We start from the raw sequence: 20,523 nt of genomic DNA on the forward strand, positions 1-20,523 counted from the left end.
GGATGATGCTATCGGTCATGGGCCCCGGGAACAAGGGTGGCCCCGCGTGGTGTTCAAGGTCGTGCTATGGAGGCCAACATGAGGAGTATGCGAGCCATGAGGGGTGAAGCGAACGGGGTGCACGGGGCGTTGCTGCTCGTCGCGCTGTTGAATCTGAGTGCATGCGGCGGAGAAGCCGACGAGCCGTCCGCCTCGACGACGGCCCCAGAAGCGACCGGCACCACGGCGTCGGCCACCCCCGCCGGCGCAGCGCAAACGGCTCCCACGGGCGAAGGCAGCGCCGCAGCGGAGGACGGCGGCGTGACGCTAGAAGAGGACGCCGGCGTGGACGCTGCGGTCGCCGTCGTGCGGCCCGAGTTCACGGTGCCGGCCTATGCGGCGGCGCCGCAAGCGTGTGAGCCGCACCCCGAGTTGGCACCGGTCGTGCCCGTGACCGTGCGCGACCTGGACCGGGGCGTGCCCGACTTTCCGATGGTGGAGGCGGTGAACGCCACCTGCCAACTCCCGCCGGCCGACCTCGCCGCCACGTTCAACCGCGGTGGGCTGCGCCGCCACCGCTCGCGCGACTACGTGCAGTCGCAGCACTACTTCGGACAGGCGCTGGTGGCGGACCCGAGCCAGCTGAGCGCGCGCTTCAACCTGGCGTGTGCGCTGGCGCGCCAAGACGCCATCGACGAGGCCATCGAGCAGCTGGCGCAGCTGGAGCTCGCAGGGCCGGAGGGGCGGGAGTACGCCGCTCGCGCGCAGACCGACGCGGACTTCGGTGCGTACCACGGCACGCCCATCCTGGCGGCGCTCGTGCGCGGGCTCTCGCCTGCCATCGAGGCGCTACCCAGCACCGACGACCGGACGGTGGGGTCCGCGTGGGACGAGTCCATGGTCGAGCTGCGCGGTGCCATCGTCATGGTCGACGGAGAGCATGTCTGGGAGAGCGGCGTGCTGGACGCCACCGCGTTCCAGGCCGTGGTGCTCGCCATGGAGCCTGACCGGCGGCGCTTCAGCTTCTACGCCGAACGCCCTTCGGACGCTGTTCGTGAAGCGCTCGCTGGGCTGGGCCTGCAGGTCTTGACGCGCCACGCCGGCTGGTCGCCGAGCGAGTCCCGCAACTACCTGGTGGTCCCGGTCTCGAGCCGCGACGAGGTGCGCCACACGCTGTACATCGGGCAGCTGCTGACGGAAGGCGCCATCCGACCGCTCGAGTCGGTGGAGCTCCCCGCGGCCACGTGCGCCGAGGGCGTGGAGGCCGTGCAGGCGTTCGTGGTCACGCCCGACCACCGCGCGTTCGGGTACGTGGTGGGCTGTCTCGACGCTCTGCCACACACGTTTCAGCGCTGCCTCTTCTACTTCCAGAGTGACGAGCTGCACCGGCGGTGTGGCCAGGGCACGGCCCCCGCCGCGCCCGCAGCGAGCGCTGCGCAGCCTGCTCCGGCGGAGTAGTGCGAGGGGTTCCCCCGTCAGCGGTGCGCCGTGCGTAGGCTGCCGGGGGACACGCCGAACATGCGCTTGAAGGCCCGGCAGAACGCCGCCTCGGACTGGTAGCCCACGTGGCTCGCGAGCGCGGCGAGGGGCTCGTCGCTGGCCCGAGCGCGTTCGTGCGCCACCTGCATGCGCAAGCGCGTGAGGTACTGCATCGCGGGCTCTCCCACGACCGCGGTGAACCGCGCTGAGAAGACCGAGCGAGACATGACGGCCTCTCGCGCCAGCGTCTCTAGCGTCCACGGCGCACCCGGCGCGCGATGGATCGAGGCGAGCGCCCTCCCGAGGTGCGGGTCGCGGAGCGCCGCGATCCAGCCGTGTCGGGCTTCGGGCGCCGCGTCGATCCACGAGCGGATCGCCTGGATCACCAGGATGTCCGCGAGGCGCGTGATCACCATCTCGCCTCCGGGCCTCCGCGCGCTCGCCTCGCTCGCGATGAAGCGGATCGAGCTCGCGAGCCACACGTTCGCGTCGTCACTCCAGGTGGGGACGTGCAGCACGGTCGGAAGGAGCGACACCAGGCGCTGCGTCGCGGCCTCGTCCACGCGCACCACGCCATACGTGATGTGCGTGCGCTCGCCCCCGCCCCCGTAGCGCATGATCTCGTAGCGGTCGCTCACGTGCTCCACGGGGATGTCGAACAGCGGCGTGAGTGCGACGCCGGGCGCGCTGCGTGCGCGATGCGAGGTGCCGTGTGGCACCAGGGTGAGACTGCCGGGCTCGAGCACGCGAGGCGGCTCCCCGTCGACCTCGAGCCATGCGTGCCCCGACATCACGATGAGGAAGGTCATGTGCCCCGGCAGCGCGGGCACGTGCACGCCCCACGGCGCGGTCAGCTCGGCGCGGCAGTAGAGCGTCCCCGTGAACCGGAGCAGGTGCAGCGTCTCGCCGAGGGGATCCGTCGCCGAGGGGACCGTTCGCGCGTTCGAGGGCACACGCTGGTTGTGCCACGGTCATCGTCCGTTCGTCCATGGCAGCAGGACGAACAGCACACTCTCTGAGACGGGTGAGCATGGCCAGCGGGTGATGGGAAGCCCACCTTGGATGACGCGAATCATCGCAAAAGAAAGTGAACAGCCATGTCATTCAGCACCACGCTCGTCATCGGATCCACAGGCAAGACAGGTCGACGGATCGTCCCAAAGCTTCGTGAACGCGGACAAGCGGTTCGAGAGGGCTCGAGGCAGTCCAACCCTCCGTTCGACTGGGCCGACAGCTCCGGTTGGGCCCACGCCCTCGAAGGTGTCTCGGCCGTCTACGTTGCGTTCAGTCCAGACCTGGCGGCGCCCACCGCCCCCGCGGCCATCGAGCGACTCACCCAGCTCGCGCGTGAGGCTGGGGTGGAGCGCTTCGTGCTGCTCTCGGGTCGCGGTGAGCACAACGCAGTCCGCTGCGAGGACATCGTCCGCGCGAGCGGACTGCCGTACACCATTGTGCGCGCGAGCTGGTTCTACCAGAACTTCAGCGAAGGCCAGTTGCTCGACGCGGTGCGCGCAGGGGTGGTCGCCCTGCCTGCGGGGGACGTCCATGAGCCGTTCATCGACGTTTCGGACATCGCCGATGTGGCCGTCGCCGCGCTCGTGGACGAGGGGCACACCGGTCGCCTCTACGAGGTCACCGGTCCGCGACTCCTGCGCTTCGCGGACGCCGTCGCGGAGATGTCGCAGGCGGCTGGTCGTGACATCGCGTACGTGCCCGTGAGCCCGTCGCACTTCCACGCTGCGCTCGCCGCGGAAGCGGGCCCCGACGTGGCGGACTTGCTCACGAACCTCTGCGAAGAGGTGTTCGATGGGCGCAACGCGCAGATGGCGGACGGAGTGCAGCAAGCACTGGGACGACCGCCGCGCGACTTCTCGGACTTCTGCCGCGAGGTGGCCGCCTCGGGGGTCTGGCGCGTATGAGCCCGCTGACTCGCTCGCGCCTCGGCACGGCCACGCTCGCGCTGGCGGGGATCATCGGCATCGCCGTGGGTGCGGCGGCGCTCTTCGCGCCAGACGCGTTCTTCGCGAGCAACGGCATCCAGCTCGGCGCGAACGCGAGCTTGCGCAGCGAGCTGCGATCCGCCGGGGGCGCGAACCTGGGGATGGGCGTGCTGATGCTCGCCGGAGCGTTCGCCCGCCCGCTGCGCCTCCTGTCCGCCCTGCTCGTGGCGACCTTCTATCTCGCCTACGGCACGTCTCGCGTCTTCGCGTGGGTGGTGGACGGCCCGCCGCACGAAGGCCTCATCGCCGCGGCCATCATCGAGCTAGCGATCGGTGCGGCGGGGGTCCTCCTTCTGGCCCGCGCTCGCCACGCGCGTCATCCCTGAGCGAGCCCGACGGCGCGCGTCAACGCTCGCCGTCCAGCGCGGCCCCCGCTAGCGCCCCAGCTCGCCAGTGGCCACGCCCAGGATGCCCTTGGCCAGCTTCTCGATCTGCGCTTGGCTGGGGCCCTCGACCATGACGCGCAGCTTGCTCTCGGTGCCGCTCCAGCGGACCAGCACGCGCCCCTCGGTGCCGAGCGTGCGCTCCGCGTCGCGAATGGCAGCGGTGGTGAGCGGCATCTTGGCGAGGGGCCGGCGCTCCGGCAGGGTGCCGTTCACCAGCACCTGCGGCACGCGCTGCATGACCTCGTTGGCCAGCTCCGACAGCGGGCGCTGCTCGCGCAGCAGGATGGCCAGCACCTGCATGGCGGCCACCAACCCGTCGCCGGTGGTGGCGTGTTGCAAGAAGATGAGGTGCCCCGACTGCTCGCCGCCCAGGTGCAGGCCGTGCTTGCGCATGGCGTCCACCACGTAGCGGTCGCCCACGTCGCAGCGCAGCAGCTTGCCGCCCTCGCGGTGCAGCGCGTGCTCGAGGCCCAGGTTGCTCATGACCGTGGCCACCAGCGTCTTCTTGGGCAGCGCGCGGCGCCGCAGCATGCGTGACGCGCACAGCGCCATCAGCGCGTCGCCGTCCACCACCTGGCCGGTCTCGTCCACCACGATGACCCGGTCGGCGTCGCCGTCCAGCGTGATGCCGATGTCGGCGCCGCGCTTGTGCGCACCTCGCGCGCGCAGGCCTCGGGGTGCAGCGCGCCGCAGCGGTCGTTGATGTTCCGGCCGTTGGGCTTGTCGCCGATGCTGTAGACCGTGGCGCCCAGCTCACGGAACACCAGCGGCGCCACGCGGTAGGCCGCGCCGTGGGCGGCGTCGACCACCACCTTCACGCCCTCCAGCGTGAGCTCGTTGGGGAAGGCGGCCTTTACGAAGGCCACATAGCGGCCGGGGGCGTCGTCCAGGCGCTCGGCCGTGCCCACACGCGTGCCCGTGGGCCGCCCCGTGTCCAGGCGGCCGTTCAGCAGCAGCGCCTCGATCTCCAGCTCCGTCTCGTCCGGGAGCTTGAAGCCGTCCGGGCCGAACAGCTTGATGCCGTTGTCTTCGTAGGGGTTGTGCGACGCGCTGATGACCACGCCCGCGTCGGCGCGCATGCTGCTGGTGAGGTGAGCGATGGCCGGCGTGGGCAGCGGGCCCGTGAGCATGACGCGGCCGCCCCAGGCGCACACCCCCGACGCCAGCGCGGTCTCGAACAGGTAGCCCGACAGGCGCGTGTCTTTCCCGATGACCACGCGCGGCGGGTGCTTCACGCGCGAGCGCGCCTGGTAGGTGATGGCCGCGCCGATGCGGAAGGCGATCTCCGGGGTCATGTTGCCGGCGTTGGCGAGGCCACGCACGCCGTCGGTGCCAAAGAGAGTTCTGCTCATGAATAAGTGCTCGTCGTGGCCTCTCGGTCACGGCTCCCAGGTGATGTCCAAGCTCCAGTTGGTGGGCGGAGCGTAGTCGCTTCTTCCCACGATGTTGCGGGGAAACTGGAGCTCGATGAGGAACCCGTTGTCGTGCGACTGACGGGTGGAGTCCTCGGTGCCGTCGGCGCGGCGGGCGGTGAAGTAGCCCTCGATGTAGATACCCCGCACCACGTCTCGCAGGCGTGGCGGGATGAGCGAGTCCACGTTGATGCCTGCGCGGATCATGGGGCTGCGGAAGCCGTCGTCGCCCATCTCGATGCGGATGGTGGGGATGATCTCGCCGAACTGCTCGCGCAGGGCCAGCGTGGCCACGCCGAACGCGACGCCGGCGAGGAAGTCGGTGGCCTCGCTCGCAGCGCTCTGTGGGTTGTTGCTGTCGGACTGGAGCGCGCGGTCGATGCGCGTGTCACCCGTGAGCAGCAGCGCGATGATCTCGCCCTGATCGCTCACGCCCTCGATGCTGGTGGTGAAGCGCACCTCGGGCCGCGTCAGGGTGCCGCTGACCTCCACGCCGATGGTCTCGCCCGGGCGGTTGCGCAGCGTGTGGATGGCGATCAGCGAGACCACCGGGTCCACTTCCTCCGTGTTGCGGAAGAGCATGGAGCCGCTCTCCACCTCGAAGACCTTGCCGAACACGGCGAAGTTGCCGCGGTGGATGCGCGCGTCACCGCGGATCTTGAAGTCGTCACCGGCCAGCGAGACCTGAAGCTGCGCCGAGACCTGGGCGGCGAAGTCCTGCTCCACGCTGCGCACCCAGAAGCGGTGCGCCGCGTCCACGTCGATGTGGAACACGTAGGGGATCTCGGGTTCGCCGCTGCTCTCGTGCTCTTCGCTCGAGACGTAGACGTCCGGGTGACCTGCGAGGGCGATGGAGGAGCGCCCCCCGTCGTCGGGCAGCGAGACATCGAGGCGCTCGACCGTGACCTCACCGAACATGGTGTCCGAGTTGCAGTGGCGCTCTTCGCTCGAGAGCATGCAGGTGTTCTCGGCCGTGCACATGCACGCGTTCAGCTCGGCCACGCCGTTGAGCTGCGCCATGACCGAGCCCTCTTGGCGCACCGGGAAGTCGTCGGCGGTGGCCCGCAGCCCTCGAATGTATGCGGGCTGGAGCGCGGAGAAGCCCAGCTGCCCGCTGAACGTGACGTCGCCGTTGCCGTCGGCTGCGCGGAAGCGCTGCAGCTCGATCTCGCGGCCGTCGAAGATGAACGTGCCCTCCACGTCGCGCAGGCGCTGGCCGATGGAGCGCAGCTCCACCCGCCCCTCCGTGAGCGCCAGCGACCCGTACCAGGTGGGGTCGAGCACCCCGCCGCGCACGCCCAGCTCGCCGTTGAGCAGGCCTTCCACACCGGCCACGTCGCTGAGCCACGCCAGCGGAGCTCCGAGCGGGGTGTGCTGGAAGCGCGCCACCAGCTCCACCTCGGCGTCGTCGGCGAAGGTGGGCAGCTCGGGCTCACCCTCCCACGTGATGGGCACGTTGCCCTCGATGCTGGTGGAGCCGCCGTTCCACCAGTCGGCGGTGAGGGTGCCCGCGAAGCGCTCCGGGGTGGCCTCCAGCACCAGATGGATGTCCGACGGGTCGGTCTCGCGCAGCACCACGCCGCTGCTGCGCAGGCCACGCACCAGCGTGCGGGCTCGGGCGCCGATGGCGTCCAAGTTGAGCCTCACGTACGGCGTCTCGCCGAACAGCTGCGCCTCGAAGTCGCCGTCGAGGGGGCCCCCCACGAAGTGACAGATGCTGGGCAGCGAGGACATCTCGGCGCCTCGAATCTGCCCCGTGAGCGCGACCTCCGGCCACTCTTCCACGCCGCTGGTCATCCACTCCAGCAGGTCCACGTCGGCGCCCGCGTTCATGGTCAGCACGCGGAAGTCACCCAGCACGCCTTCCACCAGCGCCTCGGCGCGGCCCCCGTCCAGCGTGGCGAAGACGGTTCCGCGCGGGTTGCTCTCGGCCGCGCACAGCTCACCGCTCATGTCGCCCAGCCAGTCGACGGCGCTGAACACGCTGCCGTGCAGCGGCCAGCCGCCGCCGCCGCGGAGGGTGACGTCGAGCGCCACGCGCAGGTGCTCTGCGCCATTGGGTAGGCCCTCTTGGAGCGAGGGCGGCAAGATGCTGATGGTGCGTGGCGGCACGCGCATGGATACCTGCCACGGCAGGTACGACAGTAGCTCGGTCGGGCTGCTGTCCTCGCTCAAGAGGCTGCTCAGCACCAACACCATGTTGCCCTCGAGCTCCAGCAGGAGGCCCTCGGCGTCGGTGGCGGTGGTGCGCACCATCATCAGGTTGGACTCGTCGTAGCGCAGGTCGCCGCTCACGTTGACCACGGGCCAGTCTTCGTAGCCCAGCGCCGGCACGTTGAACGACGCGTCCACCGTGGGCGCGTCCAGCGTGCCTGCGATGTGCGCGTGACCCTCGAGCGCGCCCGTGACCGCGGGGCGCGTGTCGTCGGGGAAGAGGTCGCCCAGCAGCGCCAGGTCCATGGAGCGCGTGCTGATGTCCACGTAGTAGGCGCTCTCGGCCAGCGCCTCGAAGATGTCGGACTGCTGGTCGTCGGGCGTGCCCACCACCTTGAGCACGAAGGTGCCGCGGTCCCCGAAGCGCACCTCGGCTGCAGCGGCGAGGTCGCCCGGCTCGAACTCGGCCCAGGCGTGCTCGATCTCGATGGGGTCCACCGTCAGCCAGCGGCCGCCGTGCAGCTGCCCGCGCGCGTAGAGGTGCGGGTGCCGGTCGATGTCCCCGCGCAGCTCGAGGCGCACGTCGAAGCGCCCCGCCGCGTCGAACTCCGTGTCCATGTACTCGGCGAGGTGGTCCACGCTCAGCCCCTCGACCTCGAGGATGACCTCGTCTTCGCGGCGGGTGTTGTAGTGACCGCTCAGGCGGAGCAGCTCGCCCTCCGCGCGCAGCTCCGTGGTGCCCAGCTCGATGCCACCGCCGGGGCGCAGCACCATGCCGTGGAGAGCTCCGCTCAAGCTCGCGCTGCCAGCGGTCACGCGCAGCACGGGCGCCTCGATGTGCGTGGTCCCTTCGTTGGTGTCCGCCTCCACGTCGAAGGCCACCACGCGCCCGCTCGGGTCGCGCAGCTCGCCGGTGCTGCGGTACCGGTGGGGGCCGCCCACCAGCGTGGCGGTGCCGCTGCCCAGCGGCAGGCCCGACACGCTCAGGTTCGAAGGCACGAGACGCAGGTCCAGCGAAGGCGAATCGAGGGCGCCGAAGACCCGCCCGCGCACCCCGATGCGCCCCGCGCTGACACCGCTATAGCGCACCGACGTGAGGTCCACGTCGCCGGAGATGTCGTAGGCGGGCACTTCGTCGGCGCTGCGCTCGAACCACACGTCGAAGCGCGCGGCAGAGCGCAGGCCGGGGACCAGCCGCGCGATGTTCGGGTCGTTGGCCACCTGCGGGATGAAGCCGTTCAGGTGCATGCGCATGGCGCCCTCGGCGTCCACGGTGCCGACGATGTCCACGTTGCCGCCCCCGTACGGCGTGTTGACGGTGTCGATTCGGATGCTGCCGTCGGCCAGCAGGGTGGCGCGCGCTGTCACGGTGGGGACATCCAGCCCCTCGTAGGTGAAGGGCTCGAGCTCGGCCTCGATGGTGGTCTCGCCCTCGGGCCCGCCCTCCGGCATGAGCAGCCGCACCACGCCGCGCACCTCGATGTCCGGCGCGCCTGCCAGCACCTGCCCCAGGTTCAGCCCTCCCGTGCGGATGGCCACCTGCACGTCGCCTTCGCTCGGGAGCTGGCCTTCGAGGGCGACCGGGCCCCCGGCCGTGTGCAGCGCCCCCCGCACCTCGAGCGCGTCGGTGGGCCCACTCAGCCGCACGTAGCCCTCGGTGCGCCCCGTCAGGATCGACGCCCAGTCGAAGCCCAGCTCGGCCAGCGTCTCGCCGTGCACGGGGTTCGCGTGGATCAACAAGTCGAGCTCGGAGGCGCCCTCCGGGTCTTCGGGCGGGGGGGCATAACCCAGCGCCACACGCACCAGCTCTTCGCCCATGCTCGCGCGCGCGTTCAGCTGAATGCCGCGCTCGTCGCCGTAGATGACGCCCATCAGGTGCTCGATGCGCCCCTGCCGCGGGAAGGGCTCGACCACGTCGCCGCTCAGCGAGTACACCCGAATCTCGGTGGTCTCGTAGAACTCCATGCGCGCGTGCGCGTTGGTGCCCTCGACGCGCAGCCCCTCGAGGCCCAGCCAGCTGCCCGTGACCGTGACGCCCTCGAGGCGCACGTCGTCCACGATGGCGTGGAACGGCTCGCCCACGCTGGGCGAGGTGTCGGTGGGCTCGAAGGCTTGCAGGAAGCTGAGGTTGCCCTCTTCGTCCTCGATGAGCTCGAGCTCTCCGCCCATCAGGTGCGCGTGCGAGAAGCGCAGGACTCCTTCGCGCAGGGCCATGAAGTCGATGGCGAGGGAGATGCGCTCACCGCGGATGACGGGCCGCCCCTGCGGGTCACTCAGCACCACGTCGCCCACGATGATCTCGTCGAGCCCCACGTAGTCGATGCGCCCGATCACCAGGGTGCCGTTGATCTGCGAGGACACCCAGTCGGTCAGCCCGCGCCCGGCCACGCGGTGCCCGAGCGGCAGGTTCAGGTGGTAGAGCACGCTCACCAGGAGCAGCAGCATCAGCAGCATCAGCCACAGCAGCATGTCGCGGACGCCTCGTGCGACGCGGCGCGGCATCAGAAGGCCTCTCCGATGGTGAGGTGGATGGCCCCCGGGAAGCGCACGAAGCCGAGGTTGATGTAGTTGACGGGCGCGAGGTTGACCTCGTTGCCGATGACCTGCGCGCGCTTCGACAGCACGCCGATGTCGAGGCGGATGGGGCCGACCAGGGTCTGGTAGCGGAGCCCGAAGCCCACGGCGAGATGGATGTGATTGAAGCGGAACGTGTTGGCGCGGTTGACGTCACCCATGTCCGCGAAGAGCACCAGGCCGAAGTCCGGCGTGATGGGCGCGCGCAGCTCCAGGCTGGCCTCCCAACGGCGCAGACCGCCCGAGTTGGCTTCCGAGCAGTCCGTGCCCGGCGGTGGGTTGCTGCGCTCGCACACCGGCTGCACGCCCACGGTCTGCTGGTCACCGAGGTAGCCGGGCGCGAAGCCACGGTGGGAGCTGGGGCCACCGCCGCGCAAGCGATAGCGCTGCGGGCCCAGCAGCGCGGAGACTTGGTCGAGATCCTGGTCGGCGTCACGGATGAGCATGACACCCAGTCCGATGCGCGCGGCCAGCACCATGTTCAACGGCAGCGGAAGATAGACGCGTGTCTCGGGCGTGAAGCGGTAGTACGTCCAAGAAGACTGCAAAAAGCTGGGCGCTTGGTGGAAGCCCAGCGAAAGGAAGAAGCCGCGGCGCGGAGAGCGCGAGTCGTCGCGCAGGTCGATCTGCGCGTACTGCTCGAAGAACAGCACGGTGTAGTCGGAGCTGCGCACCTGGTCCGTGGTGCGCTGCAGGTTCCAGTGCAGGCCGCCGCTCAGGATCAGCTTTCCGCCGAAGAAGGGGCGGCTGACACGCAGGGCGGCGTCCACGTCGTGGCGAAAGAAGCCCTGGTTGGGGTCGGGGCCCAGGTCCCAGTGGCTGTTCATGGTCAATGTGGTGCGTGACTCGATGAACGCGGGCTGGCGGAACTCGAGGCGCAGCACGTTACCGAAGCGCGGCTCGAGCACCGACTGCTGCTCCCCCTGCTGCCCCTGGAAGATCAAGCGTGGACGGTCTTCGAGGCGCAGGCGCCGCAGGCCGCCGAGGAAGTCGCGGTGCTCGATGAACGCGAGCACGTGGGCGTCCCACTGCGGCGTGCTGCCGGTGGTGTTCTGCTCGTCGACGACCTGGCCCGTCTCCACACCGACACCCACGCCATAGCGGAAGTTGCGGCCCCGACGAACGCGGATGACCACGTCTACCTCGCCCGTGCAGAGGCCGTCTTCGCTGCGTCTCGGTGTGCCGATGACGTCCACCTCGGCGAATGCCCCGAGACCGTAGACGGCCCGCTGAGCCGTGCGCATGTCCTGCGCGATGTAGGGGCGGCCCTTGCGAATGTCGGCGGCGCCGCGGATGGTGGCCACGGGCACGTCCTCCCCCTCCACGGTCACGCTCGACACGATGCAGTCGGGGCCCAGGCGCACCCACAGCTTCACGTCGGCGCGGCGCTCGTCGCGGGCCACGTCCACGCGCCCCTCCACGTGACCGCAGGCGTAGCCCTCGTGCGAGAGCGCATCCACCAGCGCGCGCTTGCTCCGCTCGTACAGGGCCTCGTCGAAGGGCGCGTCCAGCTCCAGCTGCAGCGACCGCTGGAGCGCGCGCCGGACCGACAAGGGGATGGCGGCCGACTCGATGGGCTCGAAGCCCTGCTCCGCGTCGGGGTTGCCGCCGCCATCGACGGTGTCGCTCATGCGGGCGGTGCCGTTCACGCGCTGCTCGTCGCTGACCATCAGCACCACCGAGCGCGTGAGCACCGGCTCGCCCTCGTGGATGTGCACGGTGACGGCCATGCCGCAGCCCTCGTCGTCGTCGTGGCGGTCACACGGGGCCTCGTCGCCGTCGCCCTCCACCCGGTCGGACTCGGCGGCCGACTCGGGGGTGATCTCCACGTCCACGACCTCGGCGTCGTAGTAGCCGCGCGCGCGGTACCAGCGCTCGATGCGGCGCAGGTCGCGCTCGAACACCGAGAGGTCCCAGATGGGCCAGTCGGTTCAGGGCCAGTGCCACAGGCGCATGGTGTTCGAGCCACCGTCGAAGGGCGGCTCCCCACAAGTGGGCTCCGACGCGGTGCCGAAGTCGATGCCCACGCTGGGGCGCTCGCGTGTGGCCAGGCAGGCGCGCAGCGCGTCCGAGTCGAGCGCCTCCACGCCCTCGAAGCGCAGGCGGCGCACGCCGTAGCTGTCGCGCGGGACGCTGGCACAGCTGGGCACCAACACGAGCAACAGCAACAGCAAAGCCCCCTGCATCAACGGCGTCAGCCGGCGCGCGGGGCGCCGGCTGGGCAGAGAAGGGGTCGCGTTCACGGCGCGGCTGTCTGAGCGCAAACGCATGGTGGTGGCCACGTCACCGGTCGAGCGGCATCGAGTCGGGCAGCTCCAGCCGGGCGTCGGGGGTGGGCGGGGCGTCGAGCGTGAGGAAGCCGTTCAGGTCCGTGAACGCCGCGAAGGCGCTCCCGTCACGGAAGCGCAGCACCACCCAGCGGTGGACCAGCAACGTGCGCTCGTCGCCGGCATAGGCGAACGTGCGGAGGCCGCGGTCGGACGGCGCGCTGACCGTGCTGGCGCTGGGCAGGCGGCAGAGGCTGGAGAGCTCGTCCGACAGCTCGCGCTCCACGCAGGCCACGCGGGCCGCGTCCCACGCTGCGGCGTCGGGGCCACCTCCACGCGCAGCGCTCTCCAAGAAACGGGCGGCCGCCACGCGCACGGGTAGCTGGTGGGGCGACGCCATCCACTCGGCCGGCAACAGACGCCCGCCGCAGCGCTCGTGGCCCAGCGCGGCGAGTGCCGTCAGCACGTTCGCCCGCACGTGGGGCTCGCGGCGGGACAGCAGCGCGCACAGCGTCTCACGGGCCTCGGTGCCGAGTGACGTGGGCGCTGCGGCAGCTTCGCTCGCCGCGGGGCCCGTGCCGAACCGACCCGCACGCGCCAGCTGCGCGAGCGCAAAGGTGGCGGCCATGGGCACCGGAAAAGGCCGCTCCGTGGCCGAGAGCAGCAGCCGTACGTCGTCGTCGGTGAGCGCACGGAGCGTGGCGGCGCGACCCATGGCCGAGACGGCCGCCGCGGCGACTTCCGTCTCGCCGCTGCGGAGGCTGTCGCGCAGCACCGTGAGCGAGGCCGGGTCGCCCAGCTCGCCGACCGCAGCCAGCGCTTGGTGACGGAGCGCGCCGTGCCCGCGGGTGGCGAGCTGCTGCAGCGCGGTCGTCGCGACTTCACCGCCCACCGCGGCGAGGGCGTGCATGGCGCGCGAGCCCAGCGCCCGGTCACGGCCCTCCACGAGCAACGTCATCTGACGAGCGATGTCGTCGCGGACGGACGTGGTCAGGTCTCCAGCAAGGCGGCGGAGCGCGTCGGTCAGCGCGGTCAGCAGCGCATGCCGGTCTGCCGGGGCGTCGCCCATCAGGCTGGTGAGCACCCGCTCGAGCCCGCTCTGGTCCATGACCTGCCCAAGCGCCACGGCAGCCTCGAAGCGCGTCTCGGCGTCGCGATCCTCCAGCATGGGAAAGAGCGCGTCGGCACTGCCTGGGTCGCCCAGCGCGCCCAGCGCGCGCAGCACGGCGCGCCGCAGCGCGGCATCGGAGTGGGTGAGCAGCGGCCGCAGGGCAGGCAGCGCACGCCGCTCTGCGAGGCGCCCCAGAAGGCCCACGATGCGGATGCGCGAGTCCCCGCGCGCTCGCGGCAGCGCGTCCAGCAGCGGGTCTGCCGCGCGGCCATCGGTGCCCCAGCGCTGGAACAGCGCCTCCAGGCCGTCCAGCGCGGCGACCTGCGTGCCTTCGTCGGTGCTGCCGATGTGCTCGAGGATGGGCACCAGCGCGACGTCGCCTCCCAATCGCCCGAGCGCCAGCAAGAGCGGCGCGGCCCCGCCCCGCCCCGTGCGCAGCGCCTCCAGCAGCGCTGGCACCGCGCGCTCGTCGGGCTGCGTGAGGGCAATCTCGGCGAGGATGCGCGCGATGGCCGTGGCGTGCTGGTGGCTGGCGGTGCCCAGGCGGTTGGCCAACGACGACACCAGCGTGTCGTCGAGCCCCGCGAGCGCGCGCTGCACCAGCGCCTCCATCGCGATGGTCTGGGCGCCGGGCAGGCCCCCGAGCGCGTCGAGGATGACCTCGGAAGCGCGTGGGTCCGGGATGGGGGCGAGCGCGTCCAGGGCAGCCGCTCGCAAGCGCACGTCGGGCTGCTCCAGCAGCGCGCGCAAAGGATCGATGGCGCGCGGCGAGCGCAGCTGACCGAGGGCGAGCACCGCGGTGAGGCGTGCGTCCTCCACCGAGTCACGTGTGCCGAGCGCCAGCACCGAGAGCGCGCGGACGTCCTCTAGCGTGCCCAGCGCGTGGAACACGGCGATGCGCACCTCGGCGGAGTCATCGCGCGCGCGCCCGATGAGCGGCACCACGGCGCGCTCGTCGCCCAAGCCCCCGAGCGCGGAAGCTGCGGCGATGCGCACGGTCACGTCTTCGTCGTCCAGGCGCCCGAGCAGGGGCGTCACCACCTCGGGCCCCCCCAGGCTGGCCAGCGCCTCGATGGCGGCGATGCGGACTTCGACCGTGGTGTCCCCGAGCGTGCGAACGAGCGCCGGCAGAGAGGCCGAGTCGTTCATGGCCCCGAGCGCGCGGGCCGCCGCGGCGCGGGTCTCGCCGAGCGGGTCCAGCAGCCACTCGCTCAGCTCCGGGATGGCGTTCACCAGGCGCAGCCGCCCACACGCCTCGGCGGCCTCGGTGCGCACCGTCACGTCCGGGTCGGTGAGCGCAGCCTCGATGGCCTCGTGCGCGCGCGGCGAAGGGTAGCCCGACAGCAGCCGCACGATGTCACGGCGCCGGCCGGGCTCGGCCACGCGCAGCTCTTGGGCCAGCTGGTCCACGCGGCCCTGCCACTCGAAGCCCAGCGAGGAGAGCGCGAGCACCACCAGCAGCACGCGCCACGCCTTCGGGGCTGCCCCCAGCGAAGCGTGACGGGTGGGTCGCGGGTGGGGGGCGTGCACGGCCGCAGAGTAGCAGCTTCGGCGCGCAAGGCCCCTCGAAATCAAGCGCATATCCATGGGGCGCCAGGCCCATTGCGCCCGCTGGGGGCTCCGCTACGGTGACCCCCATGGATCGACTGGACGAGCTGCTTCGAGACGTGCGGGACTTCGTGCGCGAGCGGGACTGGGAGCGCTACCACGACCCCAAGAACCTCACCATGGCGCTGGTGTCCGAGGCCGGTGAGCTGGCGTCCGAGCTGCGCTGGGTGGAGGGCCAGGAGGCCGACGCGTTCTGCCGGGCCGAGGGCTCCCGCCAGCGCGTCCTGGACGAGCTGGCCGACGTCACGCTCTGCGTCCTGATGCTGGCCGACCGCATCGAGGCGGACCTGCCCGCGGCGGTCCACGACAAGCTGCGCCGCATCCGCTTGAAGTACCCCCCGGGGAGCTGAGCCGCTACTTCGCGTCGGCGCCCGTCAAGCGGCGCAGCCAGCCCACCGTCTTGCGGTTGACGCGCAGCATGGCCTCCGGGGACGAGCGGTACGCACGCCACAGCAGGTTCGCCTCGCGCGGGATGACGATGATGCCGCGGCGCTTGGCCACGCCCGCCAGCATCTGCTCCACGGCTTCGTCCACGGCCATGGGCGGAGCGGGCAGCTTGCTCAGCACGGGCTCGCTCTCGGCCCCGCGCAGCTCCGTGGTGTGCGCCATGGGCGTGTCCAGGATGCCCGGGCAGACCACGCTCACCGCGATGCCGTCGCTCTCGGCCTCGGCGCGCAGCGTCTCGCTGAACGCCACCACGGCATGCTTGCTGGCGCTGTAGGCGGCCATCAGCGACGTGGGCACCAGCCCCGAGATGGAGGCGGTGTTGATGATGTGCCCGTGTCCCTGGTCACGCATGCGCGGGTAGAAGGCGTCTACGCCGCGCACCACGCCCAGCACGTTCACCTCGAACAGCCGCTCCCAGTCTTCGAGCGTGGTGTCGCGCACCAGCCCGGCCACCGCGATGCCGGCGTTGTTGAAGAAGAAGTCCACGTGGTCGAAGCGCTGGTAGACCTCCGCCGCCACGTGCTCCCACTGGCCGCTCTTGCGCACGTCCAGCGGGAAGAAGTGCACGTCGTTGGCCTCGCCGCCCAGCGTCCACGCCGTGCGCTCCAGCAGGTCGGCCTCGATGTCGGCCAACAACACGGTGGCGCCGCGCTTCACGAGGGCGCTGGCGAGCGCGCGACCCAGGCCCGACGCGGCACCCGTGATGAACGCCACCTTTCCGTCGAACGGGTCGCGCTTCACTTCGGCTCCCGTGCGCCATCCGCGTTGGCCTGGGCAGGGGGCGCCGCCGGCGCGTCGCGCGCCTCCAGCACCGAGAGGCGCTCCTCGAGCAGGCGCAGCTTGTCGCGCAGCCCGTCCAGCTGCTTCCCGGCAGCGTCTGCGTCCTGCTTGCCCAGCTTCGAGATGAGGCGCTCGATGCCCACGCGCTCTTGGTACGGCAGTGTGCGCGCGTAGGCGGAGAGGGCCTCGGCGCGCTCGCTGGCTCCCGCTGCCGAGAGGGCCAGGGCGGCGGCTCGCCGGACGCGCGCGTGCGGGTCGCGCAGCGCGTCCTCGAGGGCTTCCTTCGCGGGCGCTTGCTCGTGTCGCTCGAGGTGAGGGGTCAGCTCGCCCAGCCCCTCGGCGGCGGCCACGCGCACCAGGTCGTGGAGCACCCCCGGGCGCAGCGCCTCCTGCAGTGGCTCGCGTGCGCTGCGGTGATGGCTCTTGCCCAAGCCGCGCAGCGCCCCGCGCTGAGCGAAGCCGCCGTGACCCGGCACGTGCGCGTGGGTGGTGAGCGTGTCGCCCGGGGCCAGCGCGCGCTGAGCGCCCAGCGCGTCCAGCGCGGCCTCGTGGGCACGCGGGGGAAGCCCTTCACGCAGCCGCGCGGTCAGGCACGCCACGATGCGCGCGTCCCGGTAGCGGCCCAGCTGCCGCAGCAGCGCGGCCAGGCTGAGCGGGTCCGTGTGAGTCCCGGCCAGCGTGAGCAGCCCGTCGAGCGCCACCCCGGTCTGCGCGTCGCCCAGCGCGTCGGCCCACTCGCAGCGCACGCCCCAGAACGGCTCCGCTTCGAACGCCGCGACGACCGCCTGCGTGTCCCGCGCGTGCCCCGTCTTCACCAGGGCGTGCGCGGCCAGGATGCGTCCGCGCACGTCATCGGCCTGCACCAGCTGCGCCTGCAAGGCGGGCGCGCCGGGCTCCCACTCGAGCTCGAACAGGGCCGTGAACGCCGGGTCGATGCGCACGCGCGTGGCCGGCGCGTCGAGCGGCAGCAGCAACACGTGGCGCGCCTCCTCGATGGCCAGCGTGACCGTGAACGTGCGCTCGGCGGTGGTGATCTCCACGGGCAGCGCGAACGCGAAGAGTGGGATGCCCAGCTTCTCGTCCCGCTGGCCCTGCGTGACCGTGATGCGCGTCTCGTGCCGCGCGTCGTCGTGTGCCACCTCCACCTTCAGCTTCGGGTGACCCGGCGCGCGCAGCCACTGGTCGAAGAAGCGCCCCAGCGAGCGCCCCGAGTGCTCCTCCAGCACGCGCCGGAAGTCGTCGGTCTCGACCGTCTTGCCCTTGTAGCGCGCGAGGTAGTCCCGCACCGCGCCGAAGAACGTGTCGTCTCCCAGCAGGCAGCGCAGCATGTGCAGGCGCAGTCCGCCGCCCGGGTAGAGGTGCATGTCGTAGAGGTCGAACGACGAGTCGTAGGTGCGCGTCACGATGGGCCGCGCGTAGCGCTCGCTCACCTCGCCGAAGTAGGCCTTCTGGCAGCGGTAGAGGTCGTACTCGAGCGCCGCGCGCCCGTGCCGGTGCTCCCACCAACACGTCTCCATGTACGTGGCCCAGCTCTCCTTGAGCCACGCGTGACTGTGGTCGCGCACCACCACGTCATCGCCGAACCAGGAGTGCGCCATCTCGTGCACGTTGATGATGTCCACCAGCAGCGCTTCTTCCGTGGCCAGCGCCTCGTCCAGCAGGAAGCGGTCGTCCCACGACACCAGCGAGATGTTCTCCATGGCGCCGCCGATGCCCTCGGCCGCGAACTGGAAGTACTTGGGGAACGGGTAGGGGCCCAGCACGGTCTGCATCCACGTCAGCATCTCGCTGGTGCGGCCGAAGCTGCGCGTGAGCATGGCGGCGTCGAAGGGCGCAGCGGCGAACGCGGCCACGGGGATCTCTCCCACGGGCTCGCCGTCGGCGCGCACGAATTCGCCCACGGCAAAGCAGGCCAGGTAGCTGGGGCACAGCGTCTCCAGCTCGTAGCGCGTGGTCTTGGTGCCGTCGTCATGAGGCGCGTCGCCCGCGTGGGCCCCGTTGGCCAGCGCGGTGAAGCCGGCCGGGACGCGCAGCCGCCAAGTGAGCGAGGTGCGCACGGCGGGCAGGTCCACACAGGCCAGCCAATGACGCGCGCGCTCCGTCTCGTGGTCGGTCACGGCGTAGCGCGCCGCGTTGGGCCGGTGCGGCACGGGCCCGGAGAAGAGCACGCCGCTCGCCGGCGACTCCACACGGTAGCGCACCGTGACCACGCGCTCTTCGTCGCGCTTTAGCGGGGGGTCGAACACCAGCGCGATGCGCTGACCGTCGTAGCGATGCCGCGCGCCAGTGACCACGAGGTCCAGGAAGCCGATGCCGTTCAGCGTGAGCTCCGCCGCGCCCTCCACCTGGGCCCGCACGCGGGTGGCCACGCTCACGTCCAGCGCCCGCACGTCCACGTGGACGTGCACTGAGATGTCCAGGTGCTGCGGCACGAGGCGCAGGTCGGGCGGGTAGTGGGCCGTGGCGTTGGCCGAAGCGAATTCCGCGCCGTGCGCGAGCCCGCCGCGCCGGTGCGCGCAGCATGCGTGGTGGTCGTTCATGGAGCGGCAGTCTGGCACGGGGACACGTCGAAGTTCACCACCGTCTGACACCAGCCGCGCTGCGCGCCGGGCTCCTGGCTGCACGTCTCGCTCACGCCCGCGCCATCGAAGCGTCCGCTGAAGACAGCGGTCTCGCCGCAGTTGCGCACGGTCACCGTGTAGTCCACCGGTGCCACCCCGAGGCAGTTGCGGTAGTGCGCCACGCGCACCTGATAGGTGCCGGCGGGGGCCTGCCCTGCGCTCCAGAAGATGTGCTCGGCGTTGACGCCCATCTGGTTGCCGCAGGCTGCGTTGGCGTCCAGGTCCAGGTGTCCGCCCGATGGAGACGTGGTGTTGCCGTAGTAGATCATCGTGCCCGTGCCCTCCACCACGTAGAGGTCGAGATCGGTGGCCGTGGACATGGAGAGCGTCACCTCCACGTCGCCCGTGCCCAGCGTCATCACCCGCACGGTGCGCGGCGCGGCGTCCGAGATGCGACCGCTCTCGTCCACCGAGGCCACGCGCATCACCACGTCCAGGTACGGCTTGTCGGTGAGCGGCGCGCCGCCTGGCCCGATGGGGGCGTCGATACCGAAGCGGAACGCCGCCGCGTCGATGCCGGTCACGCGCACCTGGCCGAGCTCGCTGTCCACCACGGCAGGCAGCCAGAAGTGTCCGGGGTAGCCGTCGAACGAGACGATCAGCGCCTGCACGCCGCCCTCGCTCCCCTCGCCGGGCCCCGCCACGATGGACAGCTCCGAGGGCGATCCCGGGATGACGGTCAGCGGCTGGGCCAGCACACCCTCGATGCGCAGCGATGGCGCCGACGGCCCAGTGGGCGCTGGCATGTTGGCCGCCCTCAGCTCGGCCCCGGGGACGATCCACGGGGTCTCCACGGTGCGACCCTGGCGCTGATCGTTGGTCAGGCGGCCCTGGTTGGTGAGCCCGCTGGGAAGCAGGCCCTGCACGGTGACGTACGGTCCCGGCCGGTAGCGCGGACGCATGGCGGCCTGCGCGGGGTCGCCGGTGCCCGCGAGGCCCGGGGGCGGCGGTGGCGGCGGTGGTGGCGGCGGCACCGGGGCGCCCAGGGGGTGGTCGGGGTCTTCATCGCCGGTCGCGGTCGGGTCTTCTGCAGAGCCCGTGAAGCCGCTCGCGAAGTGCCACGCCAGGCCCCCTCCGAGGCACAGCAAGACGACCAGCACGGTGGGGCATCCGACGAGGATGGCCAGGTTCCGCCCCGAGGACGGGTCCTCCAGGTGGCTGGGAGCCTCCGCCAGCAGCGCCTCTTCTTCTTCGCGCCCCAACCGGGCCCCGCGCCGGCGCCGTCGCGCTTCGGTGTCTTCGCTGCCCTCGCCAGGCTTGTCGCGGTCGCCTCTCACGCGGGTCCTCGGGGGGTCTCACCCGGCGCTCCGGTGAGGCGTGCCAGCACCATCAGCGGCAGCATGACCAGCTTCTTCTCGCGGTTCACGCACACCAGCTGCACCTTGCCTTCCACCAAGCGTTTGCCATCGGTGCGCCGGTGGACGTCCTGATGGAAGACCAGCCGGTAGTCCGACTCGCGCTCCACGCGCGTGTGGATCTCGAGGGCGTCTCCGAAGACCGCGCCTTCGCGGAACGTCATCTCGGCCTTGTAGACCACGAAGCCCACGCCCTCGGTCTCCCACAGGCCCACCAGCTCGGACACACCCAGGAAGTGCTCGCGCGCGCGCTCGAAATACTTCAAGTAGTTGGCGTGATAGACGACCCCGGAATGATCCGTGTCCTCGTAGTAGACCTGAACCGCGTGGACGTGCGGGGCTTGCACCAT

General features: G+C 71.3%; 13 protein-coding genes and 1 pseudogene. 4 read left to right on the forward strand and 10 right to left on the reverse strand.

Features of this window, described 5'->3' with window-relative positions; all coding sequences use genetic code 11:
* The first annotated feature begins 96 nt into the window (after positions 1-96).
* On the forward strand, positions 97-1,437 hold the full coding sequence (locus IPI43_16970; GenBank protein MBK7775800.1) for a tetratricopeptide repeat protein: 1,341 nt from the start codon (positions 97-99) through the stop codon (positions 1,435-1,437).
* Positions 1,438-1,454: 17 nt separating this feature from the next.
* Here IPI43_16970 and IPI43_16975 read toward each other — a convergent pair whose 3' ends face one another.
* The gene (locus IPI43_16975) at positions 1,455-2,411 is read right to left on the reverse strand and encodes an AraC family transcriptional regulator (protein MBK7775801.1); all 957 of its coding nucleotides are present in this window, start codon (positions 2,409-2,411) and stop codon (positions 1,455-1,457) included.
* A gap of 144 nt (positions 2,412-2,555) precedes the next feature.
* Here IPI43_16975 and IPI43_16980 point away from each other — a divergent pair, with 144 nt between their 5' ends.
* Positions 2,556-3,377 carry an NAD(P)H-binding protein gene (locus IPI43_16980; GenBank protein MBK7775802.1) on the forward strand — a complete coding sequence of 274 codons (822 nt, stop codon included), beginning with the start codon at positions 2,556-2,558 and terminating at the stop codon, positions 3,375-3,377.
* Positions 3,374-3,784 carry a DUF4345 domain-containing protein gene (locus tag IPI43_16985; protein MBK7775803.1) on the forward strand — a complete coding sequence of 137 codons (411 nt, stop codon included), beginning with the start codon at positions 3,374-3,376 and terminating at the stop codon, positions 3,782-3,784. The genes IPI43_16980 and IPI43_16985 overlap by 4 nt, the downstream gene beginning before the upstream one ends.
* A gap of 48 nt (positions 3,785-3,832) precedes the next feature.
* On the opposite strand, the pseudogene IPI43_16990 reads toward IPI43_16985, so the two are convergent.
* The 5 genes and pseudogenes from IPI43_16990 to IPI43_17010 form a co-directional block, all read right to left on the reverse strand.
* Positions 3,833-5,196, reverse strand: a pseudogene (locus IPI43_16990) (phosphoglucosamine mutase).
* A gap of 27 nt (positions 5,197-5,223) precedes the next feature.
* Positions 5,224-9,912 (reverse strand): translocation/assembly module TamB domain-containing protein, encoded by a 4,689-nt coding sequence (locus IPI43_16995; protein ID MBK7775804.1) that lies wholly within the window; start codon positions 9,910-9,912, stop codon positions 5,224-5,226.
* A complete protein-coding gene (locus IPI43_17000; protein ID MBK7775805.1) occupies positions 9,912-11,888 on the reverse strand; it encodes a BamA/TamA family outer membrane protein in 1,977 nt (658 codons plus the stop codon). Before IPI43_17000 ends, IPI43_16995 begins: the two co-directional genes overlap by 1 nt.
* Positions 11,889-11,915: 27 nt before the next feature.
* Positions 11,916-12,227, reverse strand: a complete 312-nt coding sequence (locus IPI43_17005; GenBank protein MBK7775806.1) for a hypothetical protein — start codon at positions 12,225-12,227, stop codon at positions 11,916-11,918.
* Positions 12,228-12,267: 40 nt separating this feature from the next.
* A complete protein-coding gene (locus IPI43_17010; GenBank protein ID MBK7775807.1) occupies positions 12,268-14,892 on the reverse strand; it encodes a HEAT repeat domain-containing protein in 2,625 nt (874 codons plus the stop codon).
* A 107-nt stretch (positions 14,893-14,999) separates the two neighbouring features.
* On the opposite strand from IPI43_17010, the gene IPI43_17015 reads away from it, so the two are divergent.
* Positions 15,000-15,320 carry a nucleotide pyrophosphohydrolase gene (locus IPI43_17015; protein ID MBK7775808.1) on the forward strand — a complete coding sequence of 107 codons (321 nt, stop codon included), beginning with the start codon at positions 15,000-15,002 and terminating at the stop codon, positions 15,318-15,320.
* Positions 15,321-15,324: 4 nt separating this feature from the next.
* On the opposite strand, the gene IPI43_17020 is transcribed toward IPI43_17015, so the two are convergent.
* From IPI43_17020 to IPI43_17035, 4 genes are read right to left on the reverse strand one after another with little or no spacing between them, the layout of a single operon-like run.
* Positions 15,325-16,158 (reverse strand): SDR family oxidoreductase, encoded by an 834-nt coding sequence (locus IPI43_17020; protein MBK7775809.1) that lies wholly within the window; start codon positions 16,156-16,158, stop codon positions 15,325-15,327.
* Positions 16,155-18,737 (reverse strand): hypothetical protein, encoded by a 2,583-nt coding sequence (locus tag IPI43_17025; protein ID MBK7775810.1) that lies wholly within the window; start codon positions 18,735-18,737, stop codon positions 16,155-16,157. The genes IPI43_17020 and IPI43_17025 overlap by 4 nt, the downstream gene beginning before the upstream one ends.
* Entirely contained in the window at positions 18,734-20,095 is a 1,362-nt protein-coding gene (locus IPI43_17030; GenBank protein ID MBK7775811.1) for a hypothetical protein, read from the reverse strand. The genes IPI43_17025 and IPI43_17030 overlap by 4 nt, the downstream gene beginning before the upstream one ends.
* Entirely contained in the window at positions 20,092-20,523 is a 432-nt protein-coding gene (locus IPI43_17035; GenBank protein ID MBK7775812.1) for a YbgC/FadM family acyl-CoA thioesterase, read from the reverse strand. The genes IPI43_17030 and IPI43_17035 overlap by 4 nt, the downstream gene beginning before the upstream one ends.

This window comes from Sandaracinaceae bacterium, assembly GCA_016706685.1.
Lineage (GTDB): Bacteria > Myxococcota_A > Polyangia > Polyangiales > Houyiibacteriaceae > JADJJE01.